The sequence below is a fragment of the Leifsonia sp. NPDC058248 genome (assembly GCF_042881905.1).
GTDB lineage: Bacteria > Actinomycetota > Actinomycetes > Actinomycetales > Microbacteriaceae > Leifsonia.
In genome coordinates, this window is record NZ_JBHVXB010000001.1 from 136,267 (window position 1) to 152,463 (window position 16,197).

The 16,197-nt window shown below is 69.1% G+C and carries 20 protein-coding genes; 14 read left to right on the top strand and 6 right to left on the bottom strand.

What is annotated here, in order from left to right:
• Positions 1–160: 160 nt before the first annotated feature.
• On the bottom strand, positions 161–511 hold the full coding sequence (locus tag ACFVV5_RS00695; RefSeq protein ID WP_387237393.1) for an ArsR/SmtB family transcription factor: 351 nt from the start codon (positions 509–511) through the stop codon (positions 161–163).
• Between the two features lie 86 nt (positions 512–597).
• Here ACFVV5_RS00695 and ACFVV5_RS00700 point away from each other — a divergent pair, with 86 nt between their 5' ends.
• The 3 genes from ACFVV5_RS00700 (at position 598) to ACFVV5_RS00710 (ending at position 3,345) form a co-directional block, all read left to right on the top strand.
• Complete coding sequence (locus ACFVV5_RS00700) at positions 598–1,917, top strand: NAD(P)-binding domain-containing protein (protein WP_387237396.1); 1,320 nt, start codon at positions 598–600, stop codon at positions 1,915–1,917.
• Between the two features lie 34 nt (positions 1,918–1,951).
• Positions 1,952–2,842, top strand: coding sequence for a metalloregulator ArsR/SmtB family transcription factor (locus ACFVV5_RS00705; protein ID WP_387237399.1), 891 nt, complete (start codon positions 1,952–1,954; stop codon positions 2,840–2,842).
• 92 nt (positions 2,843–2,934) lie between these two features.
• On the top strand, positions 2,935–3,345 hold the full coding sequence (locus tag ACFVV5_RS00710; protein ID WP_387237402.1) for an arsenate reductase ArsC: 411 nt from the start codon (positions 2,935–2,937) through the stop codon (positions 3,343–3,345).
• 22 nt (positions 3,346–3,367) lie between these two features.
• Here ACFVV5_RS00710 and ACFVV5_RS00715 read toward each other — a convergent pair whose 3' ends face one another.
• Together ACFVV5_RS00715 and ACFVV5_RS00720 are read right to left on the bottom strand one after the other, a co-directional pair.
• The gene (locus ACFVV5_RS00715; RefSeq protein WP_387237405.1) at positions 3,368–3,781 is read right to left on the bottom strand and encodes a nuclear transport factor 2 family protein; all 414 of its coding nucleotides are present in this window, start codon (positions 3,779–3,781) and stop codon (positions 3,368–3,370) included.
• Between the two features lie 116 nt (positions 3,782–3,897).
• Entirely contained in the window at positions 3,898–4,764 is an 867-nt protein-coding gene (locus ACFVV5_RS00720) for a helix-turn-helix transcriptional regulator (RefSeq protein WP_387237409.1), read from the bottom strand.
• A 116-nt stretch (positions 4,765–4,880) separates the two neighbouring features.
• Here ACFVV5_RS00720 and ACFVV5_RS00725 point away from each other — a divergent pair, with 116 nt between their 5' ends.
• The 3 genes from ACFVV5_RS00725 (at position 4,881) to ACFVV5_RS00735 (ending at position 6,908) form a co-directional block, all read left to right on the top strand.
• A complete protein-coding gene (locus tag ACFVV5_RS00725) occupies positions 4,881–5,756 on the top strand; it encodes an oxidoreductase (protein ID WP_387237412.1) in 876 nt (291 codons plus the stop codon).
• 95 nt (positions 5,757–5,851) lie between these two features.
• Positions 5,852–6,085: a hypothetical protein gene (locus tag ACFVV5_RS00730; RefSeq protein WP_387237415.1), complete on the top strand. Its 234-nt coding sequence runs from the start codon at positions 5,852–5,854 to the stop codon at positions 6,083–6,085.
• A gap of 73 nt (positions 6,086–6,158) precedes the next feature.
• The gene (locus ACFVV5_RS00735) at positions 6,159–6,908 is read left to right on the top strand and encodes an ABC transporter permease (RefSeq protein WP_387237418.1); all 750 of its coding nucleotides are present in this window, start codon (positions 6,159–6,161) and stop codon (positions 6,906–6,908) included.
• Here the strand turns inward: ACFVV5_RS00735 and ACFVV5_RS00740 are convergent.
• From ACFVV5_RS00740 to ACFVV5_RS00750, 3 genes are read right to left on the bottom strand one after another with little or no spacing between them, the layout of a single operon-like run.
• On the bottom strand, positions 6,905–7,717 hold the full coding sequence (locus ACFVV5_RS00740; protein WP_387237421.1) for a flagellar motor protein MotB: 813 nt from the start codon (positions 7,715–7,717) through the stop codon (positions 6,905–6,907). The genes ACFVV5_RS00735 and ACFVV5_RS00740 overlap by 4 nt on opposite strands.
• 2 nt (positions 7,718–7,719) lie before the next feature.
• Positions 7,720–8,520 carry a motility protein A gene (locus ACFVV5_RS00745; RefSeq protein WP_387237424.1) on the bottom strand — a complete coding sequence of 267 codons (801 nt, stop codon included), beginning with the start codon at positions 8,518–8,520 and terminating at the stop codon, positions 7,720–7,722.
• The gene (locus ACFVV5_RS00750) at positions 8,520–8,876 is read right to left on the bottom strand and encodes a flagellar FlbD family protein (protein ID WP_387237427.1); all 357 of its coding nucleotides are present in this window, start codon (positions 8,874–8,876) and stop codon (positions 8,520–8,522) included. The genes ACFVV5_RS00745 and ACFVV5_RS00750 overlap by 1 nt, the downstream gene beginning before the upstream one ends.
• 159 nt (positions 8,877–9,035) lie before the next feature.
• On the opposite strand from ACFVV5_RS00750, the gene ACFVV5_RS00755 reads away from it, so the two are divergent.
• The 8 genes from ACFVV5_RS00755 (at position 9,036) to ACFVV5_RS00790 (ending at position 16,194) form a co-directional block, all read left to right on the top strand.
• Positions 9,036–9,917 carry a flagellar motor switch protein FliM gene (locus ACFVV5_RS00755; RefSeq protein WP_387237430.1) on the top strand — a complete coding sequence of 294 codons (882 nt, stop codon included), beginning with the start codon at positions 9,036–9,038 and terminating at the stop codon, positions 9,915–9,917.
• Positions 9,918–9,919: 2 nt separating this feature from the next.
• The gene (gene fliN / locus ACFVV5_RS00760; RefSeq protein WP_387237433.1) at positions 9,920–10,624 is read left to right on the top strand and encodes a flagellar motor switch protein FliN; all 705 of its coding nucleotides are present in this window, start codon (positions 9,920–9,922) and stop codon (positions 10,622–10,624) included.
• 7 nt (positions 10,625–10,631) lie between these two features.
• On the top strand, positions 10,632–11,150 hold the full coding sequence (locus tag ACFVV5_RS00765; RefSeq protein ID WP_387237436.1) for a flagellar biosynthetic protein FliO: 519 nt from the start codon (positions 10,632–10,634) through the stop codon (positions 11,148–11,150).
• Between the two features lie 62 nt (positions 11,151–11,212).
• Positions 11,213–12,025, top strand: coding sequence for a flagellar type III secretion system pore protein FliP (gene fliP / locus ACFVV5_RS00770; RefSeq protein ID WP_387238784.1), 813 nt, complete (start codon positions 11,213–11,215; stop codon positions 12,023–12,025).
• The gene (gene fliQ / locus ACFVV5_RS00775) at positions 12,025–12,300 is read left to right on the top strand and encodes a flagellar biosynthesis protein FliQ (protein WP_387237439.1); all 276 of its coding nucleotides are present in this window, start codon (positions 12,025–12,027) and stop codon (positions 12,298–12,300) included. Before fliP ends, fliQ begins: the two co-directional genes overlap by 1 nt.
• Positions 12,300–13,061 (top strand): flagellar biosynthetic protein FliR, encoded by a 762-nt coding sequence (locus ACFVV5_RS00780; RefSeq protein ID WP_387237442.1) that lies wholly within the window; start codon positions 12,300–12,302, stop codon positions 13,059–13,061. Before fliQ ends, ACFVV5_RS00780 begins: the two co-directional genes overlap by 1 nt.
• Positions 13,058–14,149: a flagellar biosynthesis protein FlhB gene (locus tag ACFVV5_RS00785; RefSeq protein ID WP_387237445.1), complete on the top strand. Its 1,092-nt coding sequence runs from the start codon at positions 13,058–13,060 to the stop codon at positions 14,147–14,149. Before ACFVV5_RS00780 ends, ACFVV5_RS00785 begins: the two co-directional genes overlap by 4 nt.
• Positions 14,146–16,194 carry a flagellar biosynthesis protein FlhA gene (locus tag ACFVV5_RS00790; protein WP_387237449.1) on the top strand — a complete coding sequence of 683 codons (2,049 nt, stop codon included), beginning with the start codon at positions 14,146–14,148 and terminating at the stop codon, positions 16,192–16,194. Before ACFVV5_RS00785 ends, ACFVV5_RS00790 begins: the two co-directional genes overlap by 4 nt.
• Positions 16,195–16,197: the final 3 nt, after the last annotated feature.

A 16,197-nucleotide genomic window follows, 5' to 3' on the forward strand; every position in this document is an offset into this window, starting at 1 on the left:
GCTCGGCGAGCCGACAGCAGGGTCTCAGGCGTGCCTGGGGCCCTGCTTCGTCATTCGGGCACGGTCCTTTGCCAGTAGATGCGGTCATCTCGGGCGTGTCGGAGACAGCTACTGGCAAACGACGGCCGCCGGCCGGCGGGCGACGACGTGAGGGCAGGGATCACGTGGTGGTCAGCAGCTGCGATACGCGGTCGAGCGCCCCCGGGACGAGCTTGTAGTACGCCCACGTTCCCCGCTTCGAACGGGTGAGATAGCCCGCATCCATCAGGATCTTCAGGTGATGCGACACGGTCGGCTGGCTGAGCCCGATCGGGTCGGTCAGGTCGCAGACGCAGGCCTCTTCGCCCTCGGATGCGGCGACGATCGAGATGAGCCGAAGCCGGGTCGGGTCGGAGAGCGCCTTGAAAGCGACCGCCATCGACTCGGCGTCCTCCGCACTCAGTGTCTCGCGGGTGAGGGGGGTGCAGCAGGAGCCCGCCACGGTCACCGGCAGCAGCTCGACATCGGTCATACGAATCACTCTAATCGAATATTGACAAACTTCGATAGATGGATCACGCTCTCCATATCGACAAACTTCGATGTACCGGAGGAAGCATGACTCTCATCGACCTGACCGCCCCCGTGGTGCGCAGCGCGCGCCTCGACGGCCTCCCCGTCGCGATCATCGGCGCCGGCCCGATCGGCCTGGCGGCGGCGGCGAACTTCGTGGAGCGCGGCATCGAATTCGTCGTCTACGAAGCCGGCGACGGCGTCGCCAGCAGCGTCGACCAGTGGGCGCACATCCGGTTCTTCTCCCCGTGGCGTCACTCGATCGACCCGGCGTCCCGCCGACTGCTGGAAGCGACAGGTTGGACCGCGCCCGACGAGAAGGCGCTCCCCACCGGGGCCGACTTGATCGAGAACTACCTCCGGCCGCTGTCCGAGCTGCCCGCGGTCGCCTCCCGCATCCGCACCGGCACGATGGTCACTGCTGTCAGCCGGGAGGGGATGGACCGCACGCGCACGGCGAACCGAGCCGAGACCCCGTTCCTGCTCCGGATCGTGGGTGCATCCGGTGTCGTCGAAGAGGTCACGGCCCGCGCGGTGATCGACGCATCCGGCACGTACCTGAGCCCGAACAGCCTCGCCTCGACCGGCCTCGAACCGCTCGGGCTCGCCGAGGTCGCCGACCGCGTCACCCACGCGCTCCCGGATGTGCTCGGCCGCGAACGCGCGCGCTTCGCGGGTAAGCACACCACTGTCGTCGGCGCCGGTCACTCCGCCGCCAACACCCTCCTCAATCTCGCCGCACTCGCACGCGAGGAACCCGGCACGCGGGTCACCTGGGTGATCCGGAACGCCGGCGCCGTGCGTGTATCCAGCTCGCCGGATGACGAACTCGCCGCCCGCGCCGCAATCGGCTCCCGCGTCGAGCGCCTCGTCGCCGCCGGCCTCGTCGAGCAGGTCGACCGGCTCGAGATCGTGCGCGTGACCGGCACCGCGGAGGGTGTGCGGCTGATCGGCCACCGCAGCGGAGAGCTCGTCGAGCTCGAGACCGATGTCGTCGTGAACGCGACGGGATTCCGTCCGAACCTCGACATGCTCCGCGAGGTCCGGCTCGAACTCGACGAGGTCGTGGAGGCGCCGAAGCGACTCGCGCCGTTGATCGACCCGAACATCCACAGCTGCGGCACCGTCGCACCGCACGGGTTCGCTGAGCTGCAGCAGCCGGAGCCGAACTTCTTCCTCGCCGGAATGAAGTCCTACGGACGTGCCCCGACCTTCCTGCTCGCGACCGGCTACGAGCAGGTGCGCTCGATCACGGCCTGGATCGCGGGCGACGTCGCGGCTGCAGCGAGTGTCGAACTGGTGCTGCCGGCGACGGGCGTCTGCTCGAGCAGTGCGTCGGCGTCGGGTGGTTCGTGCTGCTCCTGACGACGAGGGCACCCCGCCACATAGACTTGCATCTATGGGTGGGGTGCCACAGGGCAGCGAGACGCTGCGCAGCTTGAAGCGGATCAGCGATCCCACGCGGGCGCGCATCCTGTCCCTCCTTCTCGACAGCGCCGACGGTCGCGAATCCGTGACGCGGCTGGCAGACGCTCTCGGGCTCCGGCAGCCGACCGTGTCGCACCACCTGAAGGTGCTGCTCGACGATGGCCTGGTCCGCCGGCAGCCCGAGGGCCGTCAGGTGTTGTACTCGGTCGAACCCGATCAGATCGATCGCGTGTCCGAACTCATCGGAGAGCCCGTCCCTGCACAGGCCGGCGACGTACTCGACCGGATCAGCCGGGACCTCGGCGCCCGCTTCGCCGGCACCTTCGCGCCGGACACCGTCGACCGGTACGTGCGCGAGAGCAACCGGATGCTCGCAGGCGAGGCGCACATCACCCGGCACCTGCCGTCGCTGACCTCGCGGTTCGCCGCGGACCGGCTGGAAGCCCTTGCTCGTGAGCGCGGGGCATCGACCGGGACCCTGGAAGTGCTGTTCGTGTGCGTGGAGAACGCGGGGCGGTCGCAGATGGCGGCGGCCATCCTGAAGCACCTGGCCGGCGACCGGGTGCGCGTGCGGACGGCAGGCTCCGAGCCGGCCAGCGCGGTGCGCTCGACGGTCGTCGCCGCGCTCGACGAGATCGGCGTCTCACTGGCAGGCGAGTTCCCGAAACCCCTCACCGACGAGGTGGTGCGGGCGGCCGACGTCGTCGTGACGATGGGGTGCGGCGACGCCTGCCCGATCTACCCGGGTCGCCGCTACCTCGACTGGGAGCTCGACGACCCCGCGGGCCTCCCGCTCGCGCGTGTGCGCGAGATCCGCGACGACATCGAGGTGCGCATCCGGGACCTGCTCGTCACGCTCTGACGTGAACAGCCGTCGAATTCATCGGTTCCGATTCCATTAAGCATAGATAGGCGTCTATGCTTTGGGTGACACGATACGAAAGCGAGAACCGCATGTCCGCAAAGCCCACCGTCCTGTTCGTCTGCGTTCACAATGCGGGGCGTTCCCAGATGGCCGCCGGGTTCATGAAGGAACTGTCCGGGGGAGCGGTCGACGTGCTCTCGGCCGGCTCCGAGCCCAAAGATCAGATCAACCCGATTGCGATCGAAGTGATGGGCGAGGAGGGCATCGACATCGCCGACGAGGTTCCGAAGATCCTCACGACCGATGCGGTCAAGGAGTCGGATGTCGTGATCACCATGGGATGCGGTGACACCTGCCCGATCTTCCCGGGAAAGCGCTATGAGGACTGGGAACTGACCGACCCCGCGGGGCGCCCGATCGACGAGGTGCGCCCGATCCGCGACGAGATCAAGCAGCGCGTGCAGAACCTGCTCGCAGAGATCCTGCCCGCCACGGTCTGAGCGACGACGCGCGCCGCCCGGGTCAGGCGTCGCCGCGCGGGCGGCGTCCCGACAGCCCCTCGACGGCGTCCTCGACGGTGAGCGCCTCGGTCTCGACGTCCTCCATGTAGAGCGTTCCTGCGACGATCAGGTCGTCCTGGATGCGGAACAGCGCGACACCGCGCGCCTCGAACTGCCGGCCGTCGGTGCGCGTGCCGGACCACGTCCACTCGCACCACGTCGTGTCGCCGTAGTGCACCGAACGTTCGAGCTCGATCCGGAGGTCGGGGATCCCGGCGAACATCGCCTCCCAATTGGCCCCGACCTGCGCGCGCCCCACGAAGCCGCGCGCCGGATGCGCCGGCTGCCCACTGCGGTAGTCGGGGTGGAAGAGCGCGAGCATCGCCTCCAGATCATGGTCGTTCGCAGCCGTGACGAGTGCGTCGATGACGTTCATGTGCCCTCCCTGCGATGCCGGACGCCGGCCCGCCACCGCGGAGTGTACCCGCGGGGAGGCCCGGCGGGGCCGTCGAGGGGTGGCCAACGCAGCAAAATCGCGGCGATTCGGCTGCGTCAGGCGTCCTTCAACGTCGGACGGGGCTCCGGCGCGCCCGCGGGCGCGCCCTCCGGCAGCGAGATCGAGCCGAGCAGCGTGAGCAGCCGGGCCGACTTCGTGCCCGGCTCGGCATGGTAGATCACCAGGACGAGTGCATCGGATGCCGCGATCGCCAGCTTCTCGCGGTACAACTCCAGACGCCCCACCTGCGGATGGTTGAGGACCGCGCTCTTGCCCTCGATGCGCCGGATGTCGTGCTTCGCCCACAACTGCCGGAACCGTTCACTGCGCAGCGACAGCTCGCCGATGAGGGACGCGAGTCGTGGGTCGTCGAGGTCGCCGGCCGCGCGGGCGCGGAGTGCCGCGACGACCCCCTCGGTGCCGTGCTCCCAGTCGTCGAAGAGTTCCCGCTCCTCCGGGTCGAGGAAGGTCGAGCGCAGGCGGTTGGCTCCCACGACCAGGTTCGGCGAGACCGCGGAGGCCAGGCGGTTGGCCGCGAGCACGTCGGCGTACTTGCCCTGCACGAACGCCGGCAGGTCGATGGTCTCCAGCAGCACCAGGATGCCCTCGGGCACCCGCTCGGCGCGGCGACGGCGGGCGCGCGGCGGCTTGGGATGCGCGAGCTCGAACAGGTAGGCCGACGCCTCCGGGTTGAGCAGCAGGACGCGGGCCAGAGCCTCGAGCACCTGGGACGACGGATTGTGGTCCCGCCCCTGCTCGAGGCGCAGGTAGTAGTCGGAGCTGATCCCGGCGAGCATGGCCACCTCTTCACGCCGGAGCCCGGGAACGCGACGGTGGCCGGTGACGGTCAGCCCCACATCCGGAGGCCGTACCTGCTCGCGCCGAGCGCGCAGGTACTCGCCGAGAGCGTTGTTGGTGTCCACCTGAACATTCTGCGCCTGCGCGCGCCGGACTGCCTGTCCCTCCTGCTCCCAGGATCGCCAGGGCACTCCCGCCCGGGGCGCGCGCGGTGTGAGGATCGTCACGTCGAAAGGACCACATGATCACGACAGCACCCGGCGGCACCCTCACCCTCGCCGACGACCTCACCATCACCCGCATGGGCTACGGGGCCATGCAGCTCGCCGGCCCGGGAGTGTTCGGGCCTCCGCGTGACCGCGCTGCCGCGATCGCCGTGCTGCGCGAAGCCGTCGACCTCGGCATCACCCACATCGACACGGCCGACTTCTACGGCCCGGTCGTCACGAACGAGATCATCCGCGAGGCCCTGCAGCCGTACCCCGAGGGTCTGCACATCGTCACGAAGGTCGGCGCCCGCCGCGCCGCCGACGGCACCTGGCTGCACGTCCTCGACCCCGAGGACCTGAAGCTGCAGGTGCGCGAGAACCTCGAACACCTCGGGCTGGATGCTCTCGACGTGGTCAATCTGCGGCTCGGCTCGGCGATGGGGACCACCGACGACCCGGTCACCGACCAGTTCGGGGCCCTCGCCGAGTTGAAAGAGCAGGGGCTCATCCGGCACCTGGGTCTGAGCGGTGCGACCGATGCTCAGCTGACCGAGGCGCAGGCGATCGCTCCCGTCGTGACGGTGCAGAACTATTACAACGTCGTCGAGCGCGGCGACGAGGCGCTCGTCGACCGGTGCGAGCGCGAGGGGATCGCGTACGCGCCGTTCTTCCCGCTGGGCGGGTTCACGCCGCTGCAGTCGAGCATCCTGGACGAGGTCGCGGCGGCCGAAGGCGCGTCGGCGCAGCAGGTTGCGCTGGCATGGCTGCTGCAGCGGTCGCCGGCCATCGTGGTCATCCCGGGAACGTCGTCGATCGAGCACCTGCGCGAGAACGTCGCTGCAGCCGAGCTGACGCTGTCGGCCGATTCGCTCGCCCGCCTCGAAGCGATCTCGGCGCAGGTCGCGTAGCCCGCCGCCCGACGGGGTAGCCTCCGAGCATGGGTCGACGACTGCCTTTCCCGTAGCCCCGGCAGACGCGCCACGAATTCATCTCGGGTCTGCATGTGCTCCTGAAGCCGCGGACCTACCTCGAGATCGGCGTGGAGGACGGCTTCGGGCTGGCGTTGTCGAGCGCGACGACGATCGGGGTCGACCCTGAGTTCCACGTCACCCGGGAGGCGCGGGCTCCCCTGCAGCTGGTGCGGTCGACCAGCGACCAGTTCTTCGCTCGGCCCGACCCGACGGAGTTCTTCGGCGGGAATCCGGCCGCGGCTGCGCGGTTGAACGTGGACTTCTGAGCGGGAGCTGCTGAGCGGGACCTTCCGAACCCGCCGCGCCCCGCCGCCTCCCGCCATCTCGTAGGGTCGGAGCATGCCGATCCTGCTCGAGCTCGCGCCCACGATCCTCGGCGTGCTGCTGCTCGCCGCGCTCACCACGGCGGTGCTCGCCGCCTACCGGGTGCGCCGACGGTGGGCGCCGCTGCTGGCGATCCTGCGCGGGGCTCTCCAGCTGGCTGTGATCAGCCTGATCCTGACGGGCGTCATCACCAATCCGCTGTGGGTCGCGGCCGCTCTGCTCGTGATGTTCTCGGTCGCGTCCGCGACGGCGACCCGCCGCATCGGCTGGAGTCGCGACCACGCCCTGATGATGGGGTCTGCGATGGCGTTGGGCATCGCCGCGACGCTGACGATCGTGTTCACGACCGGCGCCATCGAGTTCTCCTCGCGCTACGTGCTCGCCATCGGCGGGATCGTGATCGGCAACTCGATGAGCATCGCGACCCTGGCCGGGCGCCGCTTCACCGAAGCCGTCGACGACCACTGGGACGAGGTCGAAGGCTGGCTGGCCCTGGGCGCCACCCCGCGGCAGTCGACGCTCGAGTTCGCGCGCGGCGCCGTCTACGGGGCGCTCATCCCGTCGGTCGACCAGACCAAGACGACCGGGCTGGTCACGCTGCCCGGTGCGTTCGTCGGGGCGATCTTCGGCGGCGTCTCTCCCCTGGAGGCCGGGCAGTTCCAGGTGGTCGTGCTCGCCGCGATCATGGCCGCGGGGTCGATCACCGCCGTGGTGGTCGCCGCGTGGCTCGCGCCGGTGCGCGTGCGCCCGGCCCGCCTCGCCTAGCCGGCGCCGACGACGGGAGCGTTCAGTGCCTGGGGGATGAGGGCGCGGACCCGGTCGGGCTGGTTCGACAGCACCACCACATCCACTCGCCGGTTCGCCGCGAGGTCGCTCTCGCTGCTGCCCGTGGCGTTCGACAGCGGCCGGGCCGAGCCGTAGCTGATGGCCGCGATGCGCACCTGCGGAAAATGGTTCACCTCGACGAGGTGGCGCAGCACGCTCGTCGCGCGCCCGGCGGAGAGCTCCCAGTTCGTCGGGTACGGCGCCCCCGGCTGGCGGAAGTCGGCGTGCCCTTCGATGGTGACCTGGTACGGAGCAGGGGCGAGCACCGGTCCGATGTCGTTGAGCACGCGTGTCGCCCGGTCGCTCAGCTCGGCGCGGTTCGAGGCGAAGAATGTCTCGTTGCCGACCAGCCCGATCGTGAGTCCGCGCTGGTCGATCTTCGTCGTCACGTCGTGGGTGAGGCCGTCGCGGGCGAGGGCGTTCAGGATGCGGTCGCGCAGCGCCTTGAGGTTCGCCGCCTCCTTGATGGCCAGCTCCAGGTCGGTGTTCTTGCCCGTGTCGTCGACATGCGCCGGGGGAACGATCACCCCGGTCGCCGTGTCGATCTTCTGCGACTTGACCTGCCCGAAGCCGGTGGCCAGGGAGTCCTTGAGCTCGGCGAACTTCTTCTGGTCCACCGTCGACATCGCGAAGAGGACGATGAACATGCACATGAGCACGGTGACCATGTCCATGTAGGAGGCCATCCAGCGCTCCTCGTTCTCGTGCTCCTCCTCCGGCTGATGCCGGCGGCGAGGGCGGGCGCTCATGGTTAGGCAGCTTCCTTCAGCTTCTCGCCCTTGGGCTTGTCCGCCTTCACCTTGACGGGAGCATCCGGGATCATCGCGCGCAGTCGCTCGCCGAGAAGGCGGGGCTGGCTGCCGGCCTGGACCGCGAGCACGCCCTCCATCAGCAGCGTCATCCGCTCCACCTCGAGCTCGGAGAGGCGGCGCATGCGCGCACCGATCGGCAACCACAGGAAGTTGGCCGAGACCAGGCCCCACAGGGTGGCCACGAAGGCGCTCGCGATCAGCGGTCCGAGCTCGGCCGGCTGCGACAGGTTCTCGAGCACGTGGGTGAGCGACACCACGGTGCCGATGATGCCGATGGTGGGGGCGTACCCGCCCATGCCGCTGAAGAACTTGGCCGCGACGCGGTCGCTCCTCGAGCGGGTCGCGATCTCGTCTTCGAGGAGGACGCGGAGCTCGTCTCCGTCGGTTCCGTCGGCGATGTTCTGCAGGGCGCGCTTCAGGAACGGGTCGTCGACGCCATCGGCTTCCTGCTCCATGGCGAGCAGCCCGCTGCTGCGCGCCTTCTCGGCGAGGCCGACCACCTGGTCGATGACCTTCTGCGGCGGGTCGATCTTGCCGCGGAAGGCGCGCGGGAGAGCCTTGACGGCCGTGAGGAAGTCCTTGAGCGTCCCGCTCGCGACGCCGACGGCGATCGTGGCGCCGAACACCAGCACCATGGGGGCGGGCAGCACGAGGGCGCTCAGATGCGCGCCCTCCATCGTCACCATCGCGACGATGGAGCCGAACGCCAGAACGATTCCGATTATGGTTGCGGGATCCATCACTTCTTCCTTGCGCGGAGGGGTACGGTGCGTCCGGGTTCGGTGAGGGGTCGGGTGACGGAGCTCAGGTCGTCGTCGGTCTCGTCGTCATCGCCGCCGTTGCCGGCGGAGGGGACGAGTCCGAGCTGCGGTGCGCCGACCGGGCGGGGCCCGGCTGCGGGGAGGTCGTGGGCGAGAGCGATCACTCGCGCTCGGTAGGCGGCGATCTTCTCGATCACCTCTCCCATGCTCTCGGTGACGATGAACTTGGCTCCGTCCACCATCACGAGGGTGGTGTCGGGGCTGGCATGGATGCGCTCGATGAGGTCGGGGTTGACCGCAAACTGGGTGTCGTTCAATCGGGTGACGACGATCATGGGCGGAATCCTGGGTCTCGGCTCCGGGTGAGCCGTCACAGCTGCACTATCGGCGGCCGCCCTCCACTCGTAAGGCGGAAAGACGGCTTCTGTCACGCAGGCAGAACTGAAGCCCATCCGCACCTAACGCACACCCCCGCCCTGCCGATAGTCGCGTTCGTGACCATCCTGCAAGCCGCCGCCGACGCCCCCGAGGCACAGGTGTACGACTTCCGCCGGCCGACCACGTTGGCCCGCGAGCATTCGCGTGTGCTGGAGCTGGCGTTCGAGACCTTCGCCCGGCAGTGGGCGACTCAGCTCACCGCGAAGGTGCGCGTGCTCAGCCAGGTGACCTGCGACTCCGTCTCCATGCAGACCTACGACGAGTACGCCGCGTCGCTTCCGGCCACGACCGCGATGGTGCTGTGCGAACTCGACGGCCTCGCGCCGAAGGGCGTCATCCAGTTTCCGACCTCGGCCGCGCTGGCCTGGGTCAACGCGATGCTCGGCGGGCAGGGGACGCCCACCGCCACGGAACGCACCTTCACCCAGATCGAGCACGCGCTCGTGCGGCGTCTGATGGACGACGCCCTCGAGGATCTGCGCTACTCGCTCAGCTCCCTGCTGATGGCGCCGATCGCGGTGGATGCCATCCAGTACAACTCGCAGTTCGCCCAGGCCGCCGCCACCTCCGAGCTGATGATCGTCGCCTCTTTCGACCTGCGCGTCGGCGAGAACCTGACCACCGCGACGCTGGCGCTCCCGGCTATCGCACTGCTCCCGCAGCTGGGCGAGACCAACCCGACCAGCAGCGCCGACAACGCGCGCGAGCTGATCGACGCGCAGCTGGCGCACATCCCGGTCGACGTGTCGCTGCGCCTGGCGCCGGCGAAAGTGAAGCCGAGCGTCGTGCTCCGGCTGGCCGTGGGCGACCTGCTGCCGCTTCCGCACCCGCAACACCGACCGTTCGATCTCGCCGTCGGGGACCAGCCGGTCGCCGCCGCCGCCCTCGGGGCCAACGGCTCGCGCCTGGCCTGCGTGATCGTGAAGACAGAGGACTGAGCATGAGCATGACCACAACCTCGACCGCACTGCCTCTCGCGGCGGCGCAGGCCCTCGCCGGCGTGCTGCCGACCGGCACTCCGCTCACCCCGCGACTGCACACGATGGGCGGCTTCGACGGTTCGACCGGCCGGGCCGTCGTCGCGACGTTCGTGGGCTCGGTCTCGGCCGACCTCGCCGTGGTGCTGATCGGTGCCCCCGACCTCGTCGACGACACTGCCGACGGAGCGCCCGTGGTGGCGCTTCAGGATGTGCTCCAGCCCGCGCTCGAGGCCGCCAGCGACGCGTTCGGCGCCGGTGTGCTCGACGACGCCCGCGTGGAGGACGCGTCGGACCTGTTCTCCGACCCGGCCACCGTCGTGTTCGAACTGGCCGCGCCGAACGGCGTCGGCGGATGGTTCGCCGTCCGCATCCGCGAGTCCATCGCCGAGAAGCCGCCGTTCATCGGATCCCTCAGCGGCAAGCTCGGCCGGATCAACAACGTGGAGATGGCCCTCACCGTCGAGATCGGCCGCACCCGGATGCCCGTGCGCGACGTGCTCGCGATGGAGCCCGGCGCCGTCATCGAACTCGACCGGTCGGCCGGCTCACCCGCCGACGTGCTGCTCAACGGACGTCTCATCGCGCACGGCGAGATCGTGGTCGTCGACCAGGACTACGCCGTGCGCATCACCAAGATCCTCGACGCCGCAGAAGACCTGGACTGATCGCTCCGTGGACACCGTGTTCGTCGCCCTCCGGGTACTGGTCGTACTCGGCGTGATCGTCGGCGTGCTCTGGTACGTGCAGCGCCGGATCACGAAGGGCAAGCGCGGCCGTGTGCGCCGCGGCAACGCGGTGACCGTGGTCGGCAGGCAAGGTGTCGGCGCCAAGGCGTCGGTCGTGGTGGTCGACGTCGACGGCACACGTTTCGTGCTCGGAGTGACCGAGCGTGCGGTGAACGTGCTGCATTCGGGCGATCGACCGGAGGAGCTCGATGCCGAGGTCACCAGGCTCACGCCGGTGCGCAAGACCTTCGCCAAGTCCATCCAGCGGGTCGAGGAGCCCGTCGTGGTGAGCAGTGACGCAGTGCCGGCCGCCGGGGCCGTGAAGACCGGAATGTCAGACAGGCAGGATGCCGATTACCTGAGTGCGCACGGACGCGCATCCGTTTTCGACGAGGCCCTCAAGGGCTCGATCCTGTCACCGTCCACGTGGAGGCAGGCGAGCTCGGCGGTGCGCCCCAAGCGGTGAGGGCGGTCACCGGGCGTCTCGCCCGCCTCCCGCGCCTCGCCCGCCTCCCGCGCCTCGCCGTCATGATCGTCCTCGGGGTGATCGCGGCCGTCGCCCTCGTGCTGATCACGGCGAACCTCGCGCACGCGGCTCCGCTGCCGATGGTCCCGACGCCCGTCCCCACCCCGAGCGGCCCGGCCGGCCCGGGCGGTGCAGGCGGGACCGGCGGCGTGACCATCGACATCAATGGACCCAACGGCACTCCGTCGGCGGCCATCCTCACCCTGCTCGGCATCACCCTGCTCTCGGTGGCGCCCGCGCTGCTGCTCATGATGTCGTCGTTCACGAAGATCTTCGTGGTGCTGGCGCTCACCCGCAACGCCCTCGCCCTGCCCTCGATCCCGCCCAACCAGGTGCTCGCCGGTCTGGCGCTGTTCCTGTCGCTGTTCATCATGAGCCCGGTGCTGATCGACATCAACTCGCACGCGGTGCAGCCCTACCTCAACGGGCACATCGACTTCACGGCAGCCGTCAAGCTGGCCGAGGCGCCTCTGCGCGGGTTCATGCTGGCGCACGTGCGCGAGGAGGACATCGCGCTGATGACGCGCGCTGCAGGCCGCCCGAACCCGGCTACCCCGGCGGCGGTGCCGATGCTCACGCTCATCCCGGCCTTCATGATCTCCGAGCTCCGAGCCGCCTTCATCATCGGCTTCGTGATCTTCGTGCCGTTCCTCGTGATCGACATGGTGGTCTCGGCGGCGCTCATGTCGATGGGCATGATGATGCTCCCGCCGGTGATGATCTCGCTGCCGTTCAAGATCCTGCTGTTCATCCTGGTCGACGGCTGGGGGCTGATCATCACCTCCCTGATCTCGAGCTATCGAGGGGGTGGCTGATGGACGCCAACGCTGTACTCGACATCGCCATGCAGGGCCTCATCGTCACCGCCAAGCTCGCTGCGCCGATCGTGATCACCGCGCTCGTAGTCGGCTTCGCCATCTCGCTGGTGCAGTCGATCACGCAGATCCAGGAGGTCACGCTCTCGTTCGTGCCGAAGGCCGCCGCCGTCGGAGTGGCACTGCTCATCTGCGGGCACTGGATGATCTCCGAGATGATCACGTTCACGAACGTGCTGTTCGAGAAGATCCCGTCGCTTCTGGGCGGCGGCTGATGTTCATCCCCATCGATCTGGCGACCATCGAGGCGATCGCGCTGGCCTCGCTGCGGATGGTCGCGTTCCTGGTGATCGCGCCGCCGTTCTCGTACAACGGCATCCCGGCCCAGATCAAGGGGATGCTCGCGATCGGGCTGGGCATCGCGGTGGCACCCCGGGTCTCGGCCGGCTACCACTCCGGCGACATCGGCGTCTTCCTCCTCGACCTGCTGCGCGAGCTGGCGGTGGGGGCGACCCTCGGCTTCCTCGTCTACCTCGTTTTCGCGGCCGTGCAGTCGGCCGGCAACCTGGTCGACCTGTTCGGCGGGTTCCAGCTGGCGCAGGCGTACGACCCGCAGGCGATGGTCAACGGCGCCCAGTTCACCCGCTTGTTCCAGATGGTGTCCCTCGCCCTGCTGTTCGCCTCGGGCGGGTACCAGCTCATCATCGGCGGACTGGTGCGCTCGTACGACGCCATCCCGCTCGCCGCCGGCATCGACCTCGCCGACCCGGTCAAAGAGATGGTGAACGGGGTGGGGCAGATGTTCCTCGCGTCGGTGCAGATCGCCGGCCCGCTCATCGTCGTCCTCTTCCTCGCGGATGTCGGACTCGGCCTCCTCACCCGCGTCGCCCCGGCGCTCAACGCGTTCTCGCTGGGCTTCCCGCTGAAGATCATGCTGACCGTGGTGCTCTCGGCCGTGCTGATCGTCGCGCTGCCGGGAGTCGTCGAGGGTCTCACCGGCACGGCCGTCAAGACGATGCTGGGGGTGGGCCCATGAGCGACGCACAGGAACGCACCGAACAGGCGACCGACAAGCGGATGAAGGAGGCCCGCTCCAAGGGCCGCCTCGGCAAGTCCACCGACCTCACCGCCTGGATCGGAGTCGGCGCGGCCGCGGTCATGCTGCCGTTCACCATCGAACTCGGCAGCAGAGCCGGCCTCGACCAGATGTTCACCGTCTCCTCGATCATCCGGAACCCCGACCCCGCGGCGGCGCTGCAGGCGTTCATCGACGGGTTCGGCAGCATCCTTACGACGATCGGCCCGATGCTCATCGTCACCGCGCTCGCCGTGGTGGCCGGCGCTGCGGTGCAGGGCGGCATCCACTTCAAGAAGTTCGAGGGCAAGTACGAGCAGTTCAACCTCGTCACCGGCATCGGCCGGATCTTCGGGATGCGCGCGCTCTGGGAGGGCGCCAAGACGCTGCTCAAGTCGTCGGTGGTCGGCCTCGGGCTGTTCCTCGTCGTGCAGGGTCTCATGCCCGTGCTCCTCACCGCCGGGAACCTCTCGCTGAACGCGTTGCTGTCCGCGGCATCCGGAGGCGCCGTCGGACTGATCCAGGCGGCCGTCGGCGCCGGACTCGTGCTCGCCGGCCTCGACGTGCTCGTGGTCATGCGCCGCAACCGCAAGCAGACCCGGATGACCAAACGCGAGGTCACCGATGAGAACAAGAACAGCGACGGCGATCCGCTGATCAAGTCGCAGCGGCGGTCGCGTCAGCTGGCGATGAGCCGCAACCGGATGATCTCGGCGATCGCCGGCTCGGATGTGGTGCTGGTCAACCCGACCCACATCGCGATCGCCATCAAGTACGAGCCGGGCAAGTCGGCGCCGCGCGTGGTCGCGAAGGGCGCCGGCGCGATCGCGCTGCGCATCCGCGAGAAGGCGGAGGAGGAGCGGGTGCCGATCGTGAAGGACATCCCGCTCGCCCGCGCGCTGCACGCAGGCTGCCAGCTCGGAGACGAGATCCCCGTCGACCTCTACAACGCCGTCGCGCGCGTTCTCGCCTTCGTGATGGCGCTGAAGTCGCGCGGCTCGGCCCAAGGATTCCACACGATGATGCCCGCCCTCGGAGGAGCGCAATGAAATCGAACACCGCGAAAGTGGCCGTGCCCATCGGGGTCGTCGGCATCATCATGCTGCTCGTCGTGCCGGTGCCCGCGTGGCTCCTCGACACGCTCATCATCGTCAACATCATGCTGGCGCTGGTCATCCTGCTCACGACGATGTTCATCAAGAAGCCGCTCGACTTCTCGGTGTTCCCCTCGCTGCTGCTCGTCGCCACACTGTTCCGGCTCGGCCTCAACGTGGCCTCGACTCGCCTCGTGCTCGGCGACGGCTACGCCGGCCAGGTCATCCAGGCGTTCGGTCACGTGGCCGTCGGCGGCTCGATCATCATCGGCGCCGTGGTGTTCCTGATCCTGATCGTCATCCAGTTCATCGTGGTCACCAAAGGTGCGGAGCGCGTCGCCGAGGTCGGTGCGCGCTTCACCCTCGATGCGATGCCGGGCAAGCAGATGGCCATCGACGCCGACCTGAACGCCGGACTCATCACCGAGGACCAGGCCCGCACCCGCCGGGCGGAGGTCTCGGCCGAGGCCGACTTCTACGGCGCGATGGACGGCGCGTCGAAGTTCGTGAAGGGCGACGCGATCGCGGGCATCCTGATCATCGTCATCAACGTGGTCGGCGGCATCGCGATCGGCATGATCCAGCGCGGTATGCAGATCGGCGACGCGGTCAACTCCTACACGCTGCTGACCATCGGCGACGGCCTCGTCACCCAGATCCCGGCCCTGCTGATGGCGGTCTCCACCGGCATGATCGTCACCCGGTCCAACGCCGAGAGCGACATCGGGACGACCGCGGGCGGTCAGCTCAGCCAGTCGCGCAACGCCCTCACGATCGCCGGATGCGCGGCGATCGTGATGGCGCTCATCCCGGGCATGCCGCCCATCCCGTTCGTGCTGGTCGGGGCCTTCCTCATCCTCGCCGCGCAGCGACTGAAGACGACGCAGGCGGCAGCCAAGAAGGCCGAAGCGGCGAAAGCGGCGGTGGCAAAGGCGGCGACCTCGGAGACCACCGACGACCTGCTCGACCAGATGCGGGTGCACGCGCTCGAGATCACCCTCGCGCCCGACCTCGTCGACATCGTCAGCGGGGCATCCGACGACCTGCTCGCCCGGGTGCGCGCGCTTCGCCGCAAGATCGCACTCGACCTCGGCATCATCGTGCCGCCCGTGCGCACGCGGGACAGCGCCGACCTGCCGCCCTCCACGTATGTGATCAAGATCGCCGGGATCGAGGCCGGTCGCGGTCAAGCGCCGTCGGGTCGCGTGCTGGCGCTCGGCGACAACCTGGATGCCCTGCCCGGCACTCCGACGGTCGAGCCGGTGTTCGGCCTGGGCGCCAAATGGATCCCGAGCGAGATGCGGCACAGCGCGGAACTCGGCGGAGCGACCGTGATCGACCGCGTCTCGGTGCTCATCACGCACCTCTCATCGATCATCACCTCGAACGCCGCGCGCCTGCTCACCCGGGAAGACGTGCGTCTGCTCACCGAAGGCGTGAAGCAGGTGAACCCGTCGGCGGTCGACGAGCTCGTCCCCAACCTGCTCACCCTCGCCGAGGTGCAGAGAGTGCTGCAGGGGATGCTCGTGGAGCAGGTCGCGATCAACGATCTGCCGCGCATCCTGGAAGCCCTGGCCCTGCGGGCGAAGGCTTCGAACGACCCGGAGGGCCTGGTCGAAGCAGCCCGGGCGTCGCTGGGCCCCGCGATCGTGGCCCCGCACCTGGACGGCGGCATGCTGCGCGTGATCATGATCGATCCGGGGCTGGAACAGGCGATGCTCGAAGGGCTGCGCCCCTCGGAGTTCGGCACGCAGATCGTGCTCGACCCGACGCGGCTCGAAGCGGTGCTCGGCTCACTGAGGCAGACGGCGACGACGCTCGACGACGCCGGCGTGAGCGCTGTGCTGGTGTGCGCGCCCGCGCTGCGCCCGGCGGTGCGGCGGCTCGTGGCCGGGCAGCTGAGCGGACTTCCGGTGCTGTCGTACCAGGAGGTCACGGCGGTGCAGGCGGCGATCGAGACGGTAGGGGTGGTGCGGGTTGCGGAGCCGATCGCGGCGTGAATG